Raw genomic sequence first — 19,325 nt, forward strand, 5'->3', positions numbered from 1 at the left:
GGGAATGCTCATGGACACCAAATTGCTCGACATCCTCGCTTGCCCGATCTGCAAAGGTCCGCTCAAGCTCAGCGCTGATAAAACCGAGCTGATCAGCAAAGGCGCCGGTCTGGCTTATCCGATTCGTGATGGCATTCCGGTGATGCTCGAAAGCGAAGCGCGCACCCTGACGGCCGACGAGCGTCTGGATAAATGAGCACTGCCTTCACCGTCGTGATTCCGTCGCGTTTTGCTTCCACCCGTCTGCCGGGCAAACCCCTGCAAATGATTGCCGGCAAGCCGATGATCCAGCACGTTTGGGAACAGGCGAGCAAAAGCAGCGCGCAACGGGTGGTCGTCGCCACTGACGATGCGCGCATCGTCGAGGCCTGCAAGGCATTTGGCGCTGAAGTGGTGATGACCCGCGAAGACCATAACTCGGGTACTGATCGTCTGGCTGAAGTCGCCACCCAACTGGGCCTGGCGCCGGACGCTATCGTGGTCAACGTGCAAGGCGACGAGCCGTTGATTCCGCCGAGCGTGATCGATCAGGTTGCAGCCAACCTCGCGGCCCATACCGAAGCGCGTATGGCGACCTTGGCCGAGCCGATCGAAGACGTTGAGACCCTGTTCAACCCGAACGTGGTCAAGGTTGTCAGCGATCTGAATGGCCTGGCGCTGACGTTCAGTCGCGCAACCTTGCCGTGGGCGCGGGACGATTTCGCCAAGAGCCGCGAGCAATTGCCGGCTGCATTGCCGGAGAAGGTTCCTTACCGCCGCCACATCGGCATCTATGCTTACCGCGCCGGTTTCCTGCATGACTTCGTCAGCTGGGGCCCGTGCTGGCTGGAAAATACCGAGTGCCTGGAGCAGCTGCGCGCGCTCTGGCACGGTGTGCGGATTCACGTCGCCGATGCGCTGATTGCACCGCCGCCGGGTGTCGACACGGCAGAAGACCTCGAGCGCGTTCGTCGCCTGCTGGAGGCCTGATGCGGGTTCTGTTTGTCTGCCTGGGCAACATCTGCCGTTCACCCACGGCTGAAGGTGTGCTGCGGCACAAACTGCGTGAAGCCGGTTTGGCCGATCAGGTCGAAGTGGCTTCTGCGGGCACCGGTGACTGGCACGTCGGCAAGGCGCCGGACAAACGCAGCCAGGCCGCTGCCCTGCGCCGTGGTTATGACCTGTCCGCGCAGCGTGCCCGGCAGGTCACGCGCGCCGACTTTTCCAGCTACGACCTGATCCTGGCCATGGACCACAGCAACCTGCGCAACCTCAAGGCGTTGCAACCGGCCAAGGGCAGGGCAGAGCTGGACTTGTTTCTGCGTCGCTATGAATCGAGCGTGGATGAAGTGCCGGATCCTTATTACGACGGCGATCAAGGCTTCGAGCAGGTGCTTGACCTGATCGAGCGCGCCAGTGATTTGCTGGTGATTGAATTGAAGGGACGTTTATGACTTTGCACCTGCAATCGCAGGTTTCGCTGAAGCCGTTCAACAGCTTTGGCGTGGACGTGCGTGCGCAATTGTTTGCGCAAGCGCACAGCGACGCCGATGTGCGCGAGGCGCTGGCTTATTCGGCAGCGCACGACGTGCCGCTGCTGGTAATCGGCGGTGGCAGCAACCTGTTGCTGACCGCAGATATTCCAGCGCTGGTGCTGCGCATGGCCACCCGTGGTATCCGGGTGTTGAGCGACAACGGCAGTCAGGTGGTGATCGAAGCCGAGGCCGGCGAAATCTGGCACCCGTTCGTGCAGTGGACCCTGGCGCAGGGCCTGTCGGGCCTTGAGAACCTCAGCCTGATCCCCGGCACGGTCGGAGCCGCGCCGATGCAGAATATCGGTGCCTATGGGGTCGAGATCAAGGATGTGTTCGCCGGGCTGACCGCGCTGGACCGCCAGACCGGTGAGCTGCGCGATTTCACCCTGGCCGAGTGCAACTTTGCCTACCGTGACAGCCTGTTCAAGCAGCAGGTCGGTCGCTGGTTGATCCTTCGGGTGCGTTTCGCTTTGGACCGCGTCGAGCATTTGCATCTGGAATACGGGCCGGTTCGTCAGCGTTTGACCGAGCAAGGCATCGATCATCCGACCGCAACCGATGTCAGTCAGGCGATTTGCAGCATTCGCAACGAGAAGCTCCCCGACCCGGCAGTGCTCGGGAATGCCGGCAGCTTCTTCAAGAACCCGTTGGTGTCGGCAGTGCTGGCAGATGAAATCCGGCTCGTCCATCCGGGCCTGGTCGGTTATCCACAAGCGGACGGCCGGGTCAAGCTGGCGGCCGGCTGGTTGATCGAACAGGCAGGCTGGAAAGGCTTTCGTGACGGTGACGCCGGCGTGCATCGCTTGCAGTCGCTGGTACTGGTCAACTACGGCACGGCCACCGGGCTTGAGCTGCTCAACCTGGCTCAACGGATCCAGAAAGATATTGCCGAACGTTTCAATGTCGAGCTGGAAATGGAGCCGAATCGGTATTGAAGCAGCTTCAAGCTTCAAGCTATAAGCTGCAAGCAGATCATGCTGTAGTTTTTGACTTGCAGCTTGCAGCTTGCAGCTTGCAGCTTGCAGCTAAAAGCCCTGCCCCAAGCAGGGCTTTTTTGTTAATACCGGGTTAACTTGGCTTCCTGACGATGCAGCTATTTGTTGCATAACCCTACACATATGCGGGCGTGCCCATGATTACCCTGAAGCTCAATGGTCAAGATCATCAGCTCGACGTCACGCTGAGCCAGAAGAAACCTTTGCTGGCGAAGGCTGACTCATGAGCGTGGGCGCGATCATTCTCGCGGCAGGGCAGGGCAGTCGTTATCGACAAATGGCCGGTGCCGATCAGGACAAGTTGCTGGCGATGTGTGAAGGGCGCGACGGCATTGTGCGACCGGTGATCGAACAGGTGCTGCGCAATTTGCCAGGTGGCGTTGAGGCGCGGTTGCTGGTGACGACACCGGATCGTCCAGAGGTCGCACGGCTGGCCCAGTCTTATGGCTGCCAGGTGCTGCTGTTGGCGTCGGCGGGCATGGGCGACAGCATTGCGGCGGCAGTTGCTGCATGTCCCGCGCTTGATGGCTGGTTGGTGGTGTTGGGGGATATGCCGTTTATCTTGCCGTCGAGTATTGAGCGGATTGCTGAGGGGGTTGAGGTCGATACCATCAGTGTGCCCGTGCAGGACGGCGAGTTTGGGCATCCCGTCGGGTTTGGGCGTTCATTTGGCACAGCGCTGATGGCGTTGTCCGGTGATCGCGGGGCGAAGCCGCTGTTTGCGTTGGCGAAAGTCGTTGAGGTGGCGGTGGACGATCCCGGGGTGTTGTGGGATGTGGATTTGCCGGTCGCGCTGGTCTTTCAATAATCGTCGATTGGTCGTGATACCTCGCGGGCCGAGGCCAACCCCCAGGCCTCTATAGGGCAGAGTACTGAACTCTGCCCCTTCTACTGCCTATTCGTATTTATCGATGGGTGCCAGATATAAAACTCGTTATTCATCCGGTTTTATCCGACATACGATCTTGTTGCATGCGGTGTTCACTGTTGCGGTGTATGCCCGGTTAGTACTCATCAAGATAGTAAAGAGCCTACATGATAAAGCAGTATATGGATGCGTCGGTTAGTGTTAGTCCTATTGAACTGGACAGTGAGGTCCAAACGTTGGGCGCCTTGGAGCGGGCGTTGAGTTTTGATGATGTTTATCAGCCGGTTCCCCGTTATGTCAACACGCTGCGTCAACTCAGAAAGGCTTCTCAAGCGATAAGTTGTCACCGTGACGAGATTAAGTTTGGTGTTACGTTTAGTGAACGCTTGCAAGTACTCTCTGATGACTTCGGTTTGTCAAAGGAGCACTTTTCGATCAATACCAGTGGCTCGCCATTGATTGTCAAGGAGCTGGTCGGGGAACACCTGATTTCGCCCACTCACTTTGAAAACGGTGCGTATTTCAGCCACCCCCATGCTGATCATCAACTCGATCACTCGGCGGATGAGTTGCCTTCGATCAAGATTGGCCAGTATGTGCGTTTTGGTCGTAATGCCGCAGTCAACGCCGGTGGCGATGTGGATATTGGCGACGGTGTCTGGCTGTCGCCGGGCAGTCAGTTGCTTCGTCAGGACCATGATCCTTATGGTCGGCTCTCCATCGGCTCGCGGACCGTTGCGATGACGCGCCTGCCCCCCCGTGAGGTTGTGCGATTACGCATGGGTCGGGCGTGAAGCGATCGTGGGCTGGAATGCGGATTATCTGGGCAAGGCCAGCATCGTCGGCATCCGCTCCTTTCTCAATACCTGGGTCGGCGACTATTCCATCGTTGGCGACCAGGGGAAAATCCTGCAATACCTGCCGTTCAAGGCTCACCTCATGGAAACGTATCAGCCGTCGATCGAGCAGACGCTGCAAGTCAGCGATTGGGCCGCGATCAATTCGGACTGGTTGATGATCTACCGTGATACCCCGAAGCGCGAGACATCACTATTGCCGGCATCCCTGGCGGAGTATCTGGACACACCGGGCAAGAAGTCGGTGTTGCTGATTGCGCCGACCGATAACGCCCAGCTTCAAGCGTTCGCCCGACACAGTCTCGATGTCATTTCCACTACCCGGCAGCAGTTTGCTCACCACTTGCAGTGGGCGCAGGACCACGGCCACAAGCAGCTCAGATTGCGTGCCGACCTGGATTTTTCGAGGCTGCCGTTTGCCTCGGCCGGCGATTTTCACTATCGCCGTCGATTGGGTTATTCACTCATTGTCGCAAACAGTTCGCCTGTCGAGGCCGAGCCTTGCCGAGTCTATGTCAATGAACTGGCCCGGGTGTTGGCGACAGAGGCACTTATGTTGGTGCCCATCACTGATGTGTTGCAGGCGCAATTGTCTGTGTATCAAGACGTGTTCCATCTGCTGGGGGAAGTCGAGTTCGACGGCGCCTCTTTCATGTTAATGAAGAAGATCTGACGAGGGTGCCAATGCCGTACTTACTACTTTCACTCGCTGCCGTGTTCTGGGGCGGTAATTATGTCGTCGGAAAATTGATGGTGGTGGATGTTGACCCCGTGCTGCTGTCGCAACTTCGATGGCTGATTACCAGTGCATTACTACTGGTGATTAACTATAAGTCTGTGGTCGCCAGTTTGCCGGCCGCGCGCAAATCATGGTTAACCCTGGTGATGTTGGCGGTCTGTGGGCAGGTTATATTTCCGCTGACGTTGTATATAGGTTTGCAATACACCAGTTCTTTGAATGCGGCGATTTACCTGTCGGCTACGCCATGTCTGGTACTGGCCCTCAATCGTTTCGTTTTCGGTGATTTCATCTCCAGGTCGAATATGCTTGGCGTGGTCATCAGTACGGTCGGTGTGTTCTGGCTGGTGACCATGGGGCACCTTTCCGATTTGAGTTTTCTGGAGGGTTTCAACAAAGGCGACTTCTGGACCATGGCCTCGGCCGCTAGTTGGGCTGTCTATTGTTCCTTTCTGCGGACAAAGCCCAAAACCATAGCTGGCAATGCCTTTGTGACGTATTGCGCGGTGGTGGGTGCGCTATGCCTGATTCCGTTCAGCCTGGGGGTTTGGGTCTTGCATCCTGACTTAACCTTCAACCTGGGGCAGGGCACAGCCCCCTGGCTCGGTCTGGCGTATCTGGTGATCTTCCCGTCCTGGTTGTCGTACTTGTTCTGGAGCAAAGGCATCGGTGAAATCGGTGCCACTCGTGGCGAGATCTTCACCCATCTGGTGCCACTGTCCGGGGGGCTGTTTAGCATTGTGTTCCTGGACGTACAAATGCATACCTATCACTTGGTCAGTCTGGTGCTGATTGTGTTTGGGGTGGTCCTCTGTTCCATTAAGCGACGGGCACCGGTTGCGCTACGTACGGAGGTCGCGTGATGGACAGAATCATCGATTCGGTCGATCGCCAGGGCGTTCGGTGGGTGGGCCTTGTACAGGGCAAGGGGGCATCGACTTCGGTCTGGCAGGTCGCAGGTGTCGAGACCTCTCAGGCGTTGGCCATGCGGTTCATGCGTAGCAAGCAATCCTGGGAGCGCTTCAGGAGCGGCTTGTCCCTTGCTGCGGTGCCGCTTGAGGCGCTTTCATCGATGACCTTTAACGTGCCGCTGCGACCCGTTCAAGATGCCGTATGCATGGTGAGCGGTTTCGGTTACACGCACCGCTCGGTCAATGGTCTGTCCATGCCTGAGCGATCCTCCCCGGACTGGTACTACAAAGGCAACGGCAAAGGGCTGGTTGCTGCTTCACAGGCGATTAAATCGCCGTGCCATGCCAGTGGCGCGGGAGTCGAAATCGAGTATGCCTGTGTATACCTCATCGACGACTGCCGAAACCCACGCTATATCGGCTACACCTTGGCAGTGGATTTCTCTGACCCGGTGCTGCGTCACGCTCAACCCGGGCTGGCCGGTCTTTCCAAGTTGCGCAATACCGCGTTGTGCCACGAACTGGTTATCGCTGAACCACCGCACCATTCGGTGGTGAGGAGTTCGATTGTCCGGCGTGGAGAAACTGTATGGAGCAAACAGTCGCTATTGGGGCTCGATCAACTGATGTTCGCCAAAAGCGAACTCGAAGCCTTGTTGTTCCAGCATGAAGAGCTCTGCGAGCCAGGTACGGTCCACTACGTTTTGCTCGGCGCTTCAATAAGTACTGACAAGGATGCCTTCGAGTTGCAGCACGGTGACGTGATTCAGGCGAGCAGCCAAGAGGAGGGGCTGCTACTGTCCAACCTTTTCGAAGATGAAGTGGTGCGTCAATCGTGTAACTGCTGACGAGTGCCCGGCCTGTTATATCGCTGTTGCCTTCAGCGGTAAGCGGGCCGACTTTTCGAAGTCCAGCACCCATTGCGCCAATGCCCTGGGGGCCGGTTTGCCAGGGTGATCGAAATACACGAATTCAGTGGTCAGCGACGCATATGGACCACTCAGGAAGTAAGTCTGCACCTGTTCACTGCGGCAGCACGAATCGACCAGTGACAAAGGCACCATGGCGACACCCACGCCGTTGATCACATTTGAAAACAGCAGCGGATAAGAACCGCACTCGATGATCTTTTCAGGAGTGATGTTGCCCATCATAAACAGTTCGTCGAGATTACGTTGCGAAGCGCTACGCCGGCTGTTGACGAGGAATACCTGACCGCTGAACGCTTTCAAGTCCTGGACAGCAGGCTGTGTCGCACTGTAGATCAGGGCCAGCGGATCGTTGAATAGTGTCACCCGGCGATAATGCGCAGGCGCAAAGCCGGCGCCGACAATTACCGCGTCGAGTTTACCGGCCTCAAGATCCTTGAGCAGTGACTGTGTGTTACCAATGCTGACATCCACCGCCAGGCCGTCGGGATTGGCAACGATGCTTTGCAGCAGATTCTGGCGAGTGATGGTGAGATTTTCGATGACTCCCAGGCGAACGCGTGTTTCGGTTTTTGCCTGATTCAGGCTGGCTTGAGCGAGAGCAACCAGATCGAGGATTTGTGAGGCGTAGGCATAGAGTTCCTTGCCTTGAGCCGTCATCGTGATGCCGCGACCGGAGCGTTCGAACAACTTGGTATCGAGTCGTGATTCGAGTGTCTTGATTCGGAAGGAAATACTGGATTGAGCGCGGTTTAATCTGATCGCGGCTTGCGTGACGCTTCCATAGTCAACAATCGCTTTGAAAGCGTCCAGTTCAGCAATTTCCATAGTCATGCGCTCTTTGCTCCATAACGGGCCGAAGGCTTTCGGGCCGTGGCAGGGTCTGCTTTTAGCCCTGCAACCGCTCTATTCTGCACGTTGCGTTGTTATTTTGTAAAAAAGTATTACAAGGTATTAAGCAAGTGTTTAACCGGGAGCGCAGGAACTTCGGTAATGAGCCATTGTTAAACCACGACGGGCTATCGGTATTCAAAGGCATAAAAAAGCCCCGCCTGGGTTACCAAGCGGGGCTTTTTAGTGGCTGATGGAATCAGGCGAGGGGTTTAGGCTCGTGTTCTTTTTCCAGGGCCTCAGGCTTTTGCTCTACCACTTCTTCGACGGAACGCAGGTTTTCGTCGAAGGTTGGGGTAGCAGGCTCGGCGGTCACTTCGGCAGCCGGGGCAGGGGCTGCCTCGACGACTTCAGCAACAACCGGGGCTGGCTCGGCAGCAACAGCCGGTGCAGCAGCGGCAGCCAGTTCGGCTTCCTTCTGCAAGCGCTCCTCTTCACGCTTGCGGCGACGCACTTCACGTGGGTCGTTTGGCGCGCGACCACTTGGCGTCAGGGCGCTGACCGGGGCGGCTTCGACAACTGGAGCTTCAACCACCGGAGCAGGCTCGGCAACAACAGCCGGGGCTTCAGCGACTGGTGCTGGAGCTTCGACAGCCGCAGTTTCTGCAACCCAGTTGAACGCAGTTTGCTCTTCACGAACCTCAGGCGCTTTTTCAACGACCGGGGCTTCAACCACAGGCTCAGCAGCGAATACTGGCTGTTCGGTAACTACGGCTGGTTCAACAGCAGCGTGAACTTCAGGCTGTGCTTCACGAGTTGGAGCTACTTCTACAGCTGGAGCGGCTGGCGCTTCGACTGGAGTAGTGGCTTCCACGATTGGCGCTTCAACTTGAGCAACTTCCTGAGCAACTTCTTCAGTCACGGCAGCAGTAGCGCGTTCAGCTTGCTGGTGAGCCTGGGCTTCAGCTGGAGCGCTGATCACAGTGCTGGCAACAGCAGCGGTAACGGCCAGGCCGGCAGCCAGTTCAGCGCCAGTTGGCTCTTCGCTGGTTTCGGACTCTTCCGAGCCTTCGATCACGTTGCCGTTGGCATCGCGTTGACGCTCGCGACGATTGCTGCGACGACGCTGACCACGGGAGCGGCGGCGTGGACGATCGCCTTCGGCGTTGTCCTGACCGTCTTCCTGCAGTTGCTCTTCGTTGGTCGGCAGCTCTTCTTCGGCAACAGCAGCGGCAGCCTGTTCGGCGCGTGGTTGACGCTCTTCACGCGGTGGACGTGGCGCGCGTTCTTCGCGCGGCTGGCGAGCCGGACGCTCTTCAGCTACGGCGGCAACAGCGGCGGCTGCTGCCGGGGCGGCATCCAGAGGTTCACGCAGTTCACGAACCGGGCGCTCTTCACGCTCGCCACGTGGCTTGCGATCTTCACGCGGGGCACGTGGTGCGCGTTCTTCACGCGGTGGACGTGGTGCGCGCTCTTCGCGAGCGACTGCTGGAGTCTCTTCGCGGGCTTCGCGTGGTTGACGCTCTTCACGAGGCTCGCGCGGTGCGCGCTCTTCACGAGGGGCGCGTTCTTCGCGCGGCTTGCGTTCTTCATCGCGGCGACCGTTACGGTTGCGGCTCTGTTGACGACCGTTGCGGCGCTCTTCGTTGCGTGCCGGACGCTCGGCGGCTGGTTTTTCAACCACAACCGGAGCAGCAGGCTCTTCCTTGGTGGCGAACAGGCTGACCAGCGACTTCACCAGGCCTTTGAACAGGCTTGGCTCAGGGGCGGCAACTGGAGCAGCAACCGGGGCGGCAGCGACTTCGGTCGGAACCGGAGCGTTGGCGCGGGCTGGAGCGGTTTTCACGGCAGCTTCCTGGCGAACCAGAGTGCGGGTGGCGGCGGCCGGTTGAACTTCTTCCACTTCAGCAGCGGCAGCAGCGATTTCGTAGCTGGACTGGTTGATGTGGGCTTCCGGGCTGTCATCGCGCAGACGCTGAACTTCGAAGTGCGGCGTTTCGAGGTGATCGTTCGGCAGAATGACGATGCGGGCACGGGTGCGCAGTTCGATCTTGGTGATCGAGTTGCGTTTTTCGTTCAGCAGGAACGCAGCGACCGGAATCGGCACTTGTGCGCGAACTTCGGCGGTGCGGTCTTTCAGGGCTTCTTCTTCGATCAGGCGCAGAATTGCCAGCGACAGTGATTCAACGTCACGGATGATGCCGGTGCCGTTGCAGCGCGGGCAGACGATGCCGCTGCTTTCGCCCAGCGATGGACGCAGGCGCTGACGGGACATTTCCAGCAGGCCGAAGCGCGAGATGCGGCCGACTTGCACGCGAGCGCGGTCGGCTTCCAGGCATTCGCGGACTTTCTCTTCCACGGCGCGCTGGTTCTTGGCAGGGGTCATGTCGATGAAGTCGATGACGATCAGGCCGCCGATGTCGCGCAGGCGCAACTGACGGGCGATTTCTTCGGCGGCTTCAAGGTTGGTCTGCAGAGCGGTTTCTTCGATGTCGCTGCCTTTGGTGGCGCGTGCCGAGTTGATGTCGATGGACACCAGGGCTTCGGTCGGATCGATAACGATGGAGCCGCCGGAAGGCAGTTCAACGACGCGCTGGAAGGCGGTCTCGATCTGGCTTTCGATCTGGAAACGGTTGAACAGCGGAACGCTGTCTTCGTACAGCTTGATCTTGCTGGCGTACTGCGGCATCACCTGGCGGATGAAGGTCAGGGCTTCGTCCTGGGCTTCAACGCTGTCGATCAGCACTTCGCCGATGTCCTGGCGCAGGTAATCGCGGATCGCACGGATGATCACGTTGCTTTCCTGGTAGATCAGGAATGGCGCGGAGCGGTCCAGCGAGGCTTCTTTGATGGCGGTCCACAGTTGCAGCAGGTAGTCGAGGTCCCACTGCATTTCTTCGCTGCTGCGGCCAAGGCCGGCAGTACGCACGATCAGACCCATGTCGGCCGGGGCTACCAGGCCATTCAGGGCTTCACGCAGTTCGTTGCGCTCCTCACCTTCGATGCGACGGGAGATACCGCCGGCACGCGGGTTATTAGGCATCAGAACCAGGTAACGACCGGCCAGGCTGATGAAGGTGGTCAGGGCGGCGCCCTTGTTGCCACGTTCTTCTTTTTCGACCTGAACGATGACTTCCTGGCCTTCGCTCAGGACGTCCTTGATGTTGACGCGGCCTTCAGGAGCTTTCTTGAAGTATTCGCGGGAGATTTCTTTGAGGGGCAGGAAGCCGTGGCGCTCAGAGCCGAAATCGACAAAGGCAGCCTCAAGGCTTGGTTCGATGCGAGTAATCCGGCCTTTATAGATGTTGGCCTTCTTCTGCTCGCGTGCACCGGATTCGATGTCCAGGTCGTAGAGGCGCTGGCCGTCTACCAGTGCAACACGCAACTCTTCGGGTTGAGTTGCGTTAATCAGCATTCTTTTCATGTAGTACCGTCGGTTTCCGGGCTGCCGGAAACGGCGTTCGGCACACACGACTTCTCACGGTCGGTGTCAGGTGCGTCAGGAGTGGTTGGCCACTCCCGTGTCTAGCGAAGTCCGGCCAATGTGGGCCTTCATCGCGACGTACGCGTCCTGCTTGCTGTGGCTACTTAAGCACTCAGTCAGGAGGAGGAATCAACCGGCGACTGTGGACGAGATGAAGCGTCTAAATATAAGCCTAGTGCTACACAGTCCGACGGTTGTGCATCTCCACCCTACACGTATCCCTGATAATTCGGGTGCTGCCGCGCGCAGAATCCGCAGCGGGTTGGCATTTACCGTGTTCTCCAATGGGGAGTTCACGCTCATGGCTACACAAGACTGGGTGATAGCTGTTTTGCTGGCACTCAGCTTGTAACAGGCGTTGTTTCCGAAGTATTCGCTTAAGGGCTGGTTCGAGACTGACTGCACTTTGTGAACTGGCCGTAAATATCGGCGCATCAGACGAGTGGTTACTCTGTTTGCTGCGCTCGCTTCAGGCCTCATGTCACCTGCGCTCGTTACAATCACGAACCTTCCAACGTAGCGAAAGCCCCGTAGGACGGCCTCGCGTCCTGATGAATTGCGTTGGTCAGGGCCGGCAATCTGCCGTTTGTCCTCTGTCCAGGCCGCTTTTGGCGGCGTTCGCGACTATAGCAGTAATGATTAAGTGCTTCAATTCCATAAAAAATTGATATCATTCGCGGCATGACGACTACTGCCCCCTCGACCCCTAGCGTACAACTGCTTGAGGTCTCGCCGGAATATGCCGGCCAACGTATTGATAACTTCCTTCTCGCTCGGCTCAAAGGCGTGCCCAAGACCTTGATTTATCGCATTTTGCGTAAAGGCGAAGTGCGTGTGAACAAAGGTCGGATCAAGCCCGAATACAAGCTGCAGGCGGGCGACATCGTGCGCGTGCCACCGGTGCGTGTGCCGGAGCGCGACGAACCTGTGCCGCTGGCGCAAGGTTTGTTGCAACGCCTCGAAGCCTCGATTGTCTTCGAAGACAAGGCGCTGATCGTGATCAACAAGCCTTGCGGCATCGCTGTTCACGGCGGCAGTGGCTTGAATTACGGGGTAATCGAAGCCTTTCGTCAGTTGCGTCCGGATTGCAAGGAGCTTGAGCTGGTTCACCGTCTCGACCGTGACACCTCCGGCCTGCTGATGATCGCCAAAAAGCGCAGCATGTTGCGTCACTTGCACACGGCATTGCGCGGCGATGGCGTTGACAAACGCTACATGGCGTTGGTCCGCGGTAACTGGGCGGCCTCGATCAAGCAAGTCCGTGCGCCGCTGGGCAAGAGCAACCTGCGCTCCGGCGAGCGCATGGTCGAGGTCGACGAGGAGGAGGGCAAGGAGTCTGTGACTGTGTTCAAGGTTCTGCGTCGCTTTGGCGACTTTGCCACCATGATCGAAGCCAAGCCGATCACTGGCCGGACTCACCAGATTCGTGTCCACACCCTGCACGTCGGGCACTGCATCGCCGGCGACACCAAGTACGGCGATGACGATTTCAGCAAGGAAATTCGCGATCTGGGTGGCAAACGCCTGTTCCTGCACGCTTACATGCTCACCGTACCGCTGCCTGATGGCGGCGAGTTGAAGCTTCAGGCCCCTGTCGATGAAATGTGGGCCAAGACTGTGGAGCGCCTGAGTGTCGCGCCTTGATTACAAACTGCTGATCTTCGATTGGGACGGTACTCTGGCTGATTCCATCGGTCGGATTGTCGAGGCGATGCATGTGGCATCGCAGCGCTCCGGTTTTCAGCTGCGCGATGATCTGGCCGTCAAGGGCATCATTGGTCTGGGGTTGCCGGAAGCGATTCGGACCTTGTATCCGGAGATTGGCGATGACGAGCTAGTGGCGTTTCGTCAGCACTATGCGGATCACTACATCGCGTCGGAGGCCGTGCCTTCGCCGTTGTTTGAAGGTGTGGTCGAGTCGCTTGAGGCGTTTCGTGCCGAGGGGTATCACCTGGCGGTGGCCACCGGAAAAGCGCGTCGCGGACTGGACCGTGTGCTGAAGTCCCACGGCTGGGAGGATTATTTCGATATCACCCGCGCCGCCGATGAAACCGCCAGCAAGCCGCATCCGCTGATGCTTGAACAGATTCTGGCCCATTGCGACGTCCGCCCGGAGCAGGCGTTGATGGTGGGGGATTCGTCGTTCGATCTGCAGATGGCGCGCAACGCCGGGATGGATTCGGTCGCCGTCAGCTATGGTGCTCAATCGATAGAGGCCTTGCGCGTGTTCGAGCCGTGTCTGGCCATCGATCATTTTTCGCAACTGCACGCCTGGCTGGGTCAGCGGGCCAATTAAGTTTTTTGTTGGGGTGGATGGAATGACCGACGAATGGAAGGCGCCAGCCAAGGCCAGTGCTGAAGGTGGCGACGACAAAAGCTGGAAGCTGCTGGAGAAAACCCTGCTTGCAGGCGTGCAAGAGCAGCGTCGTTCGCGGCGTTGGGGGATTTTCTTCAAGTTGCTGACCTTTGTTTATCTGTTCATCGCGTTGATCCTCTTTACGCCGCTGATGGATATTGAAAAAAGCGCGACTCGTGGGTCGGGCTACACGGCGTTGATCGAAGTGAATGGGATGATTGCCGACAAGGAATCGGCCAGCGCCGACAATATCGTCGGTGGTTTGCGCGCGGCGTTCGAGGATCCGAAGGTCAAGGGCATCGTGCTGCGAATCAACAGCCCGGGCGGCAGTCCGGTGCAGTCGGGTTATGTCTACGATGAAATCGGTCGTCTGCGTGCCCTGCATCCGGGTATCAAGGTTTACGCGGTGATTTCCGATCTTGGTGCTTCGGGGGCTTACTACATCGCCAGCGCGGCAGACCAGATCTACGCTGACAAGGCGAGTCTGGTGGGTTCGATTGGTGTGACGGCGGCCGGTTACGGGTTTGTCGGCACCATGGAGAAGCTCGGTGTCGAGCGTCGGACCTATACCTCGGGCGAGCACAAGTCGTTCCTCGATCCGTTCCAGCCACAAAAGCCTGACGAAACCGAGTTCTGGCAGGGCGTGCTGGACACCACGCATCAGCAGTTCATCGCCAGCGTCAAAAAAGGCCGTGGCGATCGCCTGAAAGACAAAGAGCATCCGGAGCTGTTCTCCGGGCTGGTCTGGTCAGGCGAGCAGGCGCTGCCATTGGGCTTGATCGATGGTTTGGGCAGTGCCAGCTCAGTGGCGCGTGATGTGATCGGCGAGAAAGAGCTGGTCGACTTCACGGTTCAAGAATCGACGTTCGACCGCTTCTCGAAAAAGCTCGGCGCCAGCGTGGCTGAGCAGTTGGCCATGTGGATGGGCTTTCAAGGCCCGACATTGCGCTGATTGCTGCACGACATAAAAAACCGGCCCGCGTGGCCGGTTTTTTTTTGATCAAAAGATCGCAGCCTTCGGGGCGCTTGTGTAGGAGCTGCCGCAGGCTGCGATCTTTTGACTCTTAGGGGATCTGCACGCTCTCCGCCAGCAGCATATCCACCAGGCGAATCAATGGCAGGCCGACCAGGCTGGTGGCGTCCGGGCCTTCGGTGCTTTGAAACAGGCTCACGCCCAACCCTTCGGCCTTGAAGCTGCCAGCGCAGTCGTAGGGCTGTTCGGTGCGCAGGTAGCGTTCGATGCGTGCCTGGTCGAGTGTGCGCATGTGTACGGTGAAAGGGATGCAGTCGAGCTGGTAGTGGCCAGTCTGGCTGTTGAGCAGTGCCAGGCCGGTCAGGAAGGTCACGCTGGCGCCGCTGGCGGCCAGTAGCTGCTCGCGGGCCTTCTCGAAGGTGTGGGGTTTGCCGATAATCCGTCCCTCGAGCACGGCGACCTGGTCCGAACCAATAATCAAATGGGCGGGATGACTGCCGGCCAGCGCTCGGGCTTTTTCATGTGCCAGGCGTTTTACCAGTTCGATGGCTGGCTCGCCCGGTTGGCGGCTTTCGTCGATATCCGGTGAGCTGCAGGTAAATGGCAGCTGCAAGCGGGCCAATAATTCGCGGCGATAAACCGAGCTTGAAGCAAGTAATAAAGGCAGCATACGGCTCTCCAAAAGTCAGTCGCAAATTCTAGCGGGGCTTCCAAGTGACGGACAGGGCTGAATTTCCTTTGACATGGCTGGGTGCATCCCTATAATGCTGCGCCTATGTTGAATGACCCGATTCCACCTCACGTTGACCCGCGCAAATTGGCTGATCGTGGCACCACCCTTCAAGGTGAAATGCTGCTGGCCGATTTGGAGAGACTCTGCGACCCGCTTTCCGACACTGTCGGTACGGTGCAGGCTAAATTCGTTTTTGAACGAGATGAACGTAAGTCTGTGGTCATCCACAGCTTTATCGACACCGAAGTCAAAATGGTTTGCCAGCGTTGTCTTGAGCTGGTCACCCTGCCGATTCACAGCGAATGCAGTTATGCTGTGGTGAAGGAGGGTGCGAATACCCAGTCGTTGCCGAAAGGTTATGACGTGCTGGAACTGGGCGAAGATCCTTTGGATCTGCAGTCACTGATCGAGGAGGAGCTTCTGCTCGCCTTGCCCATTGTGCCTGCTCATCATCCGGAAGAATGCCAGCAGCCGGCGGGTCTCGATGAGCCCGAACCGAGCGAGGACGAGGTAACGCGGTCCAACCCGTTCAGTGTATTGGCGCAGTTAAAGCGTGACCCAAACGTTTAGGAGTTAATCAATTATGGCTGTTCAGCAGAACAAAAAATCCCGCTCCGCCCGTGACATGCGTCGTTCGCACGATGCTCTCGAGGCAAGCACCCTGTCCGTAGAAAAGACCACTGGTGAAGTTCACCTGCGTCACCACGTATCGCCAGAAGGCGTATACCGTGGCCGTAAAGTGATCGACAAGGGCGCTGACGAGTAATCCTTGTCCGCTCAAGTCATCGCGATTGACGCAATGGGCGGGGACTTCGGTCCCCGCAGCATTGTTCAGGCCAGCCTTGCTTGTCTGTCTGCTACGCCCTCGCTGCATCTGACCCTTGTCGGTCAACCCTCCCTTTTAGAAGAATTGATTGCCAGCCAGTCGGCTGTGGATCGCGCGCGCCTGACGATTGTGCCGGCCAGCGATGTCATCGGCATGGACGAAAAGCCTTCCCAGGCCTTGCGCGGCAAGCCGGACTCCTCGATGCGGGTTGCGCTTGAGTTGTTGCGCGATGGCAAGGTTCAGGCGTGTGTCAGTGCCGGTAATACCGGTGCGCTGATGGCGTTGTCGCGTTATGTGCTCAAGACCTTGCCGGGTATCGATCGGCCGGCCATGGTGGCGGCGATCCCGACGCAGCGTGGTTATTGCCAGTTGCTCGATCTGGGCGCGAATGTCGATTGCAGTGCCGAGCACCTGTTCCAGTTTGCGGTGATGGGTTCGGTGGCGGCTGAAACCTTGGGCATTGTTCGCCCGAAGGTCGCGTTGCTGAACATCGGCACGGAAGACATCAAGGGCAATCAGCAGGTCAAGCTGGCGGCCACGCTGCTGCAAAACGCTCGCGGGCTGAATTACATCGGCTTCGTCGAGGGTGATGGCGTGTACCGCGGTGAGGCTGACGTGGTGGTCTGCGACGGTTTTGTCGGCAATATCCTGCTCAAGTCCAGCGAGGGGCTGGCGACCATGATTGCCGGTCGGATCGAGGCGTTGTTCAAGCAAAACCTGGCATCGAGAATGGTCGGGGCTTTGGCATTGCCGCTGATGAAGCGCCTGCAGGCCGATCTGGCGCCTGCGCGACATAATGGCGCAAGCTTCCTCGGTTTGCAGGGGATCGTCGTTAAAAGCCATGGCTCGGCCGGTGTGCAGGGCTTTCAGAGTGCCATTCAGCGCGCCTTGATCGAGATTCAGGAGAACCTGCCGCAGCGGCTTCACGGTCGTCTTGAGGATTTGTTGCTTTAGGCATTTTCGTCGGACAATGCTTAAATGTGACCGCTCAGTTCAATTGGCCATCCAACTGTCAGTTTCTTGCGTCCAGCCGTACAGGACGTCAATTCTCCGGCGACAAGATCATTAGGGGCTTGTTACATGTCTGCTTCCCTCGCATTCGTCTTTCCAGGACAGGGTTCGCAGTCCCTCGGCATGCTGGCCGAGTTGGGCGCGCAATATCCGTTGATCCTTGAAACTTTCAATGAAGCTTCCGAAGCTCTGGGTTACGACCTGTGGGCACTGACCCAGCAAGGGCCGGAAGAGCAACTCAATCAAACCGACAAAACTCAGCCGGCGATTCTCACCGCTTCGATTGCCTTGTGGCGTCTGTGGCTGGCTGAGGGCGGCGCACGTCCGGCTTACGTTGCCGGTCATAGCCTGGGCGAATACAGCGCGCTGGTCGCGGCTGGCAGCCTGAGTCTGGGTGATGCGGTGAAGCTGGTAGAGCGTCGCGGTCAGCTGATGCAGGAAGCGGTGCCGGCTGGGCAGGGCGGCATGGCCGCAATCCTCGGTCTGGACGATGCCGATGTGCTGGCTGCCTGTGCCGAAGCGGCGCAAGGCGAAGTCGTCAGCGCGGTCAACTTCAACTCGCCGGGCCAGGTAGTGATCGCCGGTGCCAAGGCTGCTGTCGAGCGCGCCATCGAAGGCTGCAAGGCGCGTGGTGCCAAGCGCGCCATGCCGCTGCCGGTCAGCGTGCCGTCGCACTGCGAGTTGATGCGCCCGGCTGCCGAGCGTTTCGCCGAGTCGATCGCTGCGATCAACTGGCAGGCTCCGCAAATCCCGCTGGTACAGAACGTCAGCGCCGATGTGGCGCCGGATCTGGAAACCCTCAAGCGCGATCTGCTCGAACAACTCTACAAGCCGGTTCGCTGGGTTGAGTCGGTCCAGGCGCTGGCCGCCAAAGGCGCTACTCAACTGGTTGAATGCGGTCCGGGCAAAGTCCTGGCTGGCCTGAACAAGCGCTGCGCCGAAGGCGTGTCGACCTCTAACCTGAACACCCCGGATGCTTTCGCTGCTGCTCGTGCAGCGTTGGCCTGAACTTAGGAGAAGCCTGCATGAGTCTGCAAGGTAAAGTTGCACTGGTTACCGGCGCCAGCCGTGGTATTGGCCAGGCTATCGCACTGGAACTGGGTCGTCAGGGCGCTATCGTGGTGGGTACCGCGACTTCGGCTTCGGGCGCTGAGCGCATCGCGGCAACCCTGAAAGAGAACGGTATTCAAGGTACCGGTCTTGAACTCAATGTCACCAGCGACGAGTCCGTAGCGGCTGTGCTGGCAAGCATTCAGGAGCAGTTTGGTGCGCCGGCGATTCTGGTGAATAACGCCGGTATCACCCGCGATAACCTGATGATGCGCATGAAAGATGACGAATGGCATGACGTCGTCGACACCAACCTGAACAGTCTGTTTCGCCTGTCCAAGGGTGTTTTGCGTGGCATGACCAAGGCGCGTTGGGGGCGAATTATCAGTATTGGTTCGGTTGTGGGTGCCATGGGCAACGCAGGCCAAGTAAACTATGCAGCCGCCAAGGCAGGTCTGGAAGGTTTCAGTCGCGCTCTGGCGCGTGAAGTGGGTTCGCGCTCGATTACGGTCAACTCGGTGGCCCCTGGGTTCATCGACACCGATATGACTCGCGAACTGCCAGAGGCGCAGCGTGAAGCCTTGCAGACACAAATTCCGCTGGGTCGTCTGGGGCAAGCTCAAGAGATCGCGTCTGTGGTCGCTTTTCTTGCGTCGGACGGTGCGGCTTACGTTACTGGGGCTACAATCCCGGTGAACGGCGGGATGTACATGAGTTAAATGTGACGGATTGATTCAAAAAAATGTCATACGAGCTGTCTAAAATCCGTTATAAAGCTGCAATCTATTTATAGGCAGATGGTCGTCAGGGTTTGAGGAGTGAAGCTTTCAGTTGAAAAACTGAAAAGCCTTTCTATACACTTACCCACTGGCCAGCTGCCTGAATTTGTCCATTAGGAGTGAAAACAAGGTATGAGCACCATCGAAGAGCGCGTCAAGAAAATCGTTGCTGAGCAACTGGGCGTTAAAGAAGAAGAAGTTGTGAACACTGCTTCCTTCGTTGAAGACCTGGGTGCCGACTCCCTTGACACCGTTGAGCTGGTGATGGCTCTGGAAGAGGAATTCGAGACCGAAATTCCTGACGAAGAAGCTGAGAAGATCACTACTGTACAAGCTGCCATCGACTACGTTACTAGCCATCAGGCGTAATAGTTTGTAGCCGTTGTTAGCTGTCATGGAAAAACCGCACTGCCATCACGGCGTGCGGTTTTTTCCTTTAGGCCTGATGCAAAGTCGTCATTTGAAAAAA

The 19,325-nt window shown here is 58.0% G+C and carries 21 protein-coding genes; 18 read left to right on the forward strand and 3 right to left on the reverse strand.

What is annotated here, in order from left to right; genetic code table 11:
• Positions 1-10: 10 nt before the first annotated feature.
• The 9 genes from AC1RKH_RS08530 (at position 11) to AC1RKH_RS08570 (ending at position 6,732) form a co-directional block, all read left to right on the forward strand.
• Positions 11-196 (forward strand): Trm112 family protein, encoded by a 186-nt coding sequence (locus AC1RKH_RS08530; RefSeq protein WP_071551147.1) that lies wholly within the window; start codon positions 11-13, stop codon positions 194-196.
• Complete coding sequence (gene kdsB / locus AC1RKH_RS08535) at positions 193-969, forward strand: 3-deoxy-manno-octulosonate cytidylyltransferase (protein WP_493061417.1); 777 nt, start codon at positions 193-195, stop codon at positions 967-969. Before AC1RKH_RS08530 ends, kdsB begins: the two co-directional genes overlap by 4 nt.
• Positions 969-1,433 carry a low molecular weight protein-tyrosine-phosphatase gene (locus tag AC1RKH_RS08540; protein WP_262111164.1) on the forward strand — a complete coding sequence of 155 codons (465 nt, stop codon included), beginning with the start codon at positions 969-971 and terminating at the stop codon, positions 1,431-1,433. Before kdsB ends, AC1RKH_RS08540 begins: the two co-directional genes overlap by 1 nt.
• Positions 1,430-2,449: a UDP-N-acetylmuramate dehydrogenase gene (gene murB / locus AC1RKH_RS08545; RefSeq protein WP_493061418.1), complete on the forward strand. Its 1,020-nt coding sequence runs from the start codon at positions 1,430-1,432 to the stop codon at positions 2,447-2,449. The genes AC1RKH_RS08540 and murB overlap by 4 nt, the downstream gene beginning before the upstream one ends.
• A 283-nt stretch (positions 2,450-2,732) precedes the next feature.
• Positions 2,733-3,317: a nucleotidyltransferase family protein gene (locus AC1RKH_RS08550; RefSeq protein WP_493061419.1), complete on the forward strand. Its 585-nt coding sequence runs from the start codon at positions 2,733-2,735 to the stop codon at positions 3,315-3,317.
• Positions 3,318-3,544: 227 nt separating this feature from the next.
• Positions 3,545-4,171 (forward strand): hypothetical protein, encoded by a 627-nt coding sequence (locus AC1RKH_RS08555; protein ID WP_493061420.1) that lies wholly within the window; start codon positions 3,545-3,547, stop codon positions 4,169-4,171.
• A 7-nt stretch (positions 4,172-4,178) separates the two neighbouring features.
• The gene (locus AC1RKH_RS08560; protein ID WP_493061421.1) at positions 4,179-4,907 is read left to right on the forward strand and encodes a hypothetical protein; all 729 of its coding nucleotides are present in this window, start codon (positions 4,179-4,181) and stop codon (positions 4,905-4,907) included.
• An 11-nt stretch (positions 4,908-4,918) separates the two neighbouring features.
• Positions 4,919-5,836 carry a DMT family transporter gene (locus tag AC1RKH_RS08565; protein ID WP_493061422.1) on the forward strand — a complete coding sequence of 306 codons (918 nt, stop codon included), beginning with the start codon at positions 4,919-4,921 and terminating at the stop codon, positions 5,834-5,836.
• Positions 5,836-6,732 carry a hypothetical protein gene (locus tag AC1RKH_RS08570; protein ID WP_493061423.1) on the forward strand — a complete coding sequence of 299 codons (897 nt, stop codon included), beginning with the start codon at positions 5,836-5,838 and terminating at the stop codon, positions 6,730-6,732. Before AC1RKH_RS08565 ends, AC1RKH_RS08570 begins: the two co-directional genes overlap by 1 nt.
• Positions 6,733-6,747: 15 nt before the next feature.
• Here the strand turns inward: AC1RKH_RS08570 and AC1RKH_RS08575 are convergent, their stop codons facing one another.
• Together AC1RKH_RS08575 and rne are read right to left on the reverse strand one after the other, a co-directional pair.
• Positions 6,748-7,647 (reverse strand): LysR family transcriptional regulator, encoded by a 900-nt coding sequence (locus AC1RKH_RS08575; RefSeq protein WP_493061424.1) that lies wholly within the window; start codon positions 7,645-7,647, stop codon positions 6,748-6,750.
• A 256-nt stretch (positions 7,648-7,903) separates the two neighbouring features.
• Positions 7,904-11,068 carry a ribonuclease E gene (gene rne / locus AC1RKH_RS08580; protein ID WP_493061425.1) on the reverse strand — a complete coding sequence of 1,055 codons (3,165 nt, stop codon included), beginning with the start codon at positions 11,066-11,068 and terminating at the stop codon, positions 7,904-7,906.
• 741 nt (positions 11,069-11,809) lie between these two features.
• Here rne and rluC point away from each other — a divergent pair.
• Genes rluC through AC1RKH_RS08595 form a run of 3 tightly spaced genes read left to right on the forward strand, consistent with a single transcriptional unit; the run spans position 11,810 to position 14,436 of the window.
• Entirely contained in the window at positions 11,810-12,772 is a 963-nt protein-coding gene (gene rluC / locus AC1RKH_RS08585) for a 23S rRNA pseudouridine(955/2504/2580) synthase RluC (protein WP_123423190.1), read from the forward strand.
• The gene (locus AC1RKH_RS08590) at positions 12,759-13,424 is read left to right on the forward strand and encodes an HAD-IA family hydrolase (protein ID WP_123423189.1); all 666 of its coding nucleotides are present in this window, start codon (positions 12,759-12,761) and stop codon (positions 13,422-13,424) included. Before rluC ends, AC1RKH_RS08590 begins: the two co-directional genes overlap by 14 nt.
• A gap of 22 nt (positions 13,425-13,446) precedes the next feature.
• Positions 13,447-14,436, forward strand: a complete 990-nt coding sequence (locus AC1RKH_RS08595) for a S49 family peptidase (protein ID WP_493061426.1) — start codon at positions 13,447-13,449, stop codon at positions 14,434-14,436.
• 112 nt (positions 14,437-14,548) lie between these two features.
• Here the strand turns inward: AC1RKH_RS08595 and AC1RKH_RS08600 are convergent, their stop codons facing one another.
• Entirely contained in the window at positions 14,549-15,127 is a 579-nt protein-coding gene (locus tag AC1RKH_RS08600; protein WP_493061427.1) for a Maf family protein, read from the reverse strand.
• Positions 15,128-15,232: 105 nt separating this feature from the next.
• Between AC1RKH_RS08600 and AC1RKH_RS08605 the strand changes: the two genes are divergently transcribed.
• From AC1RKH_RS08605 to acpP, 6 genes are all read left to right on the forward strand, one after another.
• Positions 15,233-15,760, forward strand: a complete 528-nt coding sequence (locus AC1RKH_RS08605; RefSeq protein WP_008152342.1) for a YceD family protein — start codon at positions 15,233-15,235, stop codon at positions 15,758-15,760.
• A 13-nt stretch (positions 15,761-15,773) separates the two neighbouring features.
• Positions 15,774-15,956 (forward strand): 50S ribosomal protein L32, encoded by a 183-nt coding sequence (gene rpmF / locus AC1RKH_RS08610; RefSeq protein ID WP_003179396.1) that lies wholly within the window; start codon positions 15,774-15,776, stop codon positions 15,954-15,956.
• Positions 15,957-15,959: 3 nt separating this feature from the next.
• Positions 15,960-16,970, forward strand: a complete 1,011-nt coding sequence (gene plsX, locus AC1RKH_RS08615) for a phosphate acyltransferase PlsX (protein ID WP_123423186.1) — start codon at positions 15,960-15,962, stop codon at positions 16,968-16,970.
• Between the two features lie 126 nt (positions 16,971-17,096).
• The gene (gene fabD, locus AC1RKH_RS08620) at positions 17,097-18,035 is read left to right on the forward strand and encodes an ACP S-malonyltransferase (protein ID WP_493061428.1); all 939 of its coding nucleotides are present in this window, start codon (positions 17,097-17,099) and stop codon (positions 18,033-18,035) included.
• A gap of 17 nt (positions 18,036-18,052) precedes the next feature.
• On the forward strand, positions 18,053-18,796 hold the full coding sequence (gene fabG / locus AC1RKH_RS08625; RefSeq protein WP_007942004.1) for a 3-oxoacyl-ACP reductase FabG: 744 nt from the start codon (positions 18,053-18,055) through the stop codon (positions 18,794-18,796).
• 192 nt (positions 18,797-18,988) lie between these two features.
• Entirely contained in the window at positions 18,989-19,225 is a 237-nt protein-coding gene (gene acpP / locus AC1RKH_RS08630) for an acyl carrier protein (RefSeq protein ID WP_003175607.1), read from the forward strand.
• Positions 19,226-19,325: the final 100 nt, after the last annotated feature.

Source organism: Pseudomonas sp. GW822-FHT06B12, assembly GCF_058799675.1.

Bases quoted from the DNA above. Each gene is read 5' to 3' on its own strand.
- rne (WP_493061425.1), bottom strand. From the start codon at position 11,068: ATGAAAAGAATGCTGATTAACGCAACTCAACCCGAAGAGTTGCGTGTT.
- AC1RKH_RS08550 (WP_493061419.1), top strand. From the start codon at position 2,733: ATGAGCGTGGGCGCGATCATTCTCGCGGCAGGGCAGGGCAGTCGTTAT.
- AC1RKH_RS08555 (WP_493061420.1), top strand. From the start codon at position 3,545: ATGATAAAGCAGTATATGGATGCGTCGGTTAGTGTTAGTCCTATTGAA.
- rluC (WP_123423190.1), top strand. From the start codon at position 11,810: ATGACGACTACTGCCCCCTCGACCCCTAGCGTACAACTGCTTGAGGTC.
- AC1RKH_RS08605 (WP_008152342.1), top strand. From the start codon at position 15,233: ATGTTGAATGACCCGATTCCACCTCACGTTGACCCGCGCAAATTGGCT.
- AC1RKH_RS08565 (WP_493061422.1), top strand. From the start codon at position 4,919: ATGCCGTACTTACTACTTTCACTCGCTGCCGTGTTCTGGGGCGGTAAT.
- fabG (WP_007942004.1), top strand. From the start codon at position 18,053: ATGAGTCTGCAAGGTAAAGTTGCACTGGTTACCGGCGCCAGCCGTGGT.
- AC1RKH_RS08530 (WP_071551147.1), top strand. From the start codon at position 11: ATGGACACCAAATTGCTCGACATCCTCGCTTGCCCGATCTGCAAAGGT.
- kdsB (WP_493061417.1), top strand. From the start codon at position 193: ATGAGCACTGCCTTCACCGTCGTGATTCCGTCGCGTTTTGCTTCCACC.
- fabD (WP_493061428.1), top strand. From the start codon at position 17,097: ATGTCTGCTTCCCTCGCATTCGTCTTTCCAGGACAGGGTTCGCAGTCC.
- AC1RKH_RS08575 (WP_493061424.1), bottom strand. From the start codon at position 7,647: ATGACTATGGAAATTGCTGAACTGGACGCTTTCAAAGCGATTGTTGAC.
- AC1RKH_RS08570 (WP_493061423.1), top strand. From the start codon at position 5,836: ATGGACAGAATCATCGATTCGGTCGATCGCCAGGGCGTTCGGTGGGTG.
- rpmF (WP_003179396.1), top strand. From the start codon at position 15,774: ATGGCTGTTCAGCAGAACAAAAAATCCCGCTCCGCCCGTGACATGCGT.
- acpP (WP_003175607.1), top strand. From the start codon at position 18,989: ATGAGCACCATCGAAGAGCGCGTCAAGAAAATCGTTGCTGAGCAACTG.
- AC1RKH_RS08540 (WP_262111164.1), top strand. From the start codon at position 969: ATGCGGGTTCTGTTTGTCTGCCTGGGCAACATCTGCCGTTCACCCACG.
- AC1RKH_RS08595 (WP_493061426.1), top strand. From the start codon at position 13,447: ATGACCGACGAATGGAAGGCGCCAGCCAAGGCCAGTGCTGAAGGTGGC.
- murB (WP_493061418.1), top strand. From the start codon at position 1,430: ATGACTTTGCACCTGCAATCGCAGGTTTCGCTGAAGCCGTTCAACAGC.
- AC1RKH_RS08600 (WP_493061427.1), bottom strand. From the start codon at position 15,127: ATGCTGCCTTTATTACTTGCTTCAAGCTCGGTTTATCGCCGCGAATTA.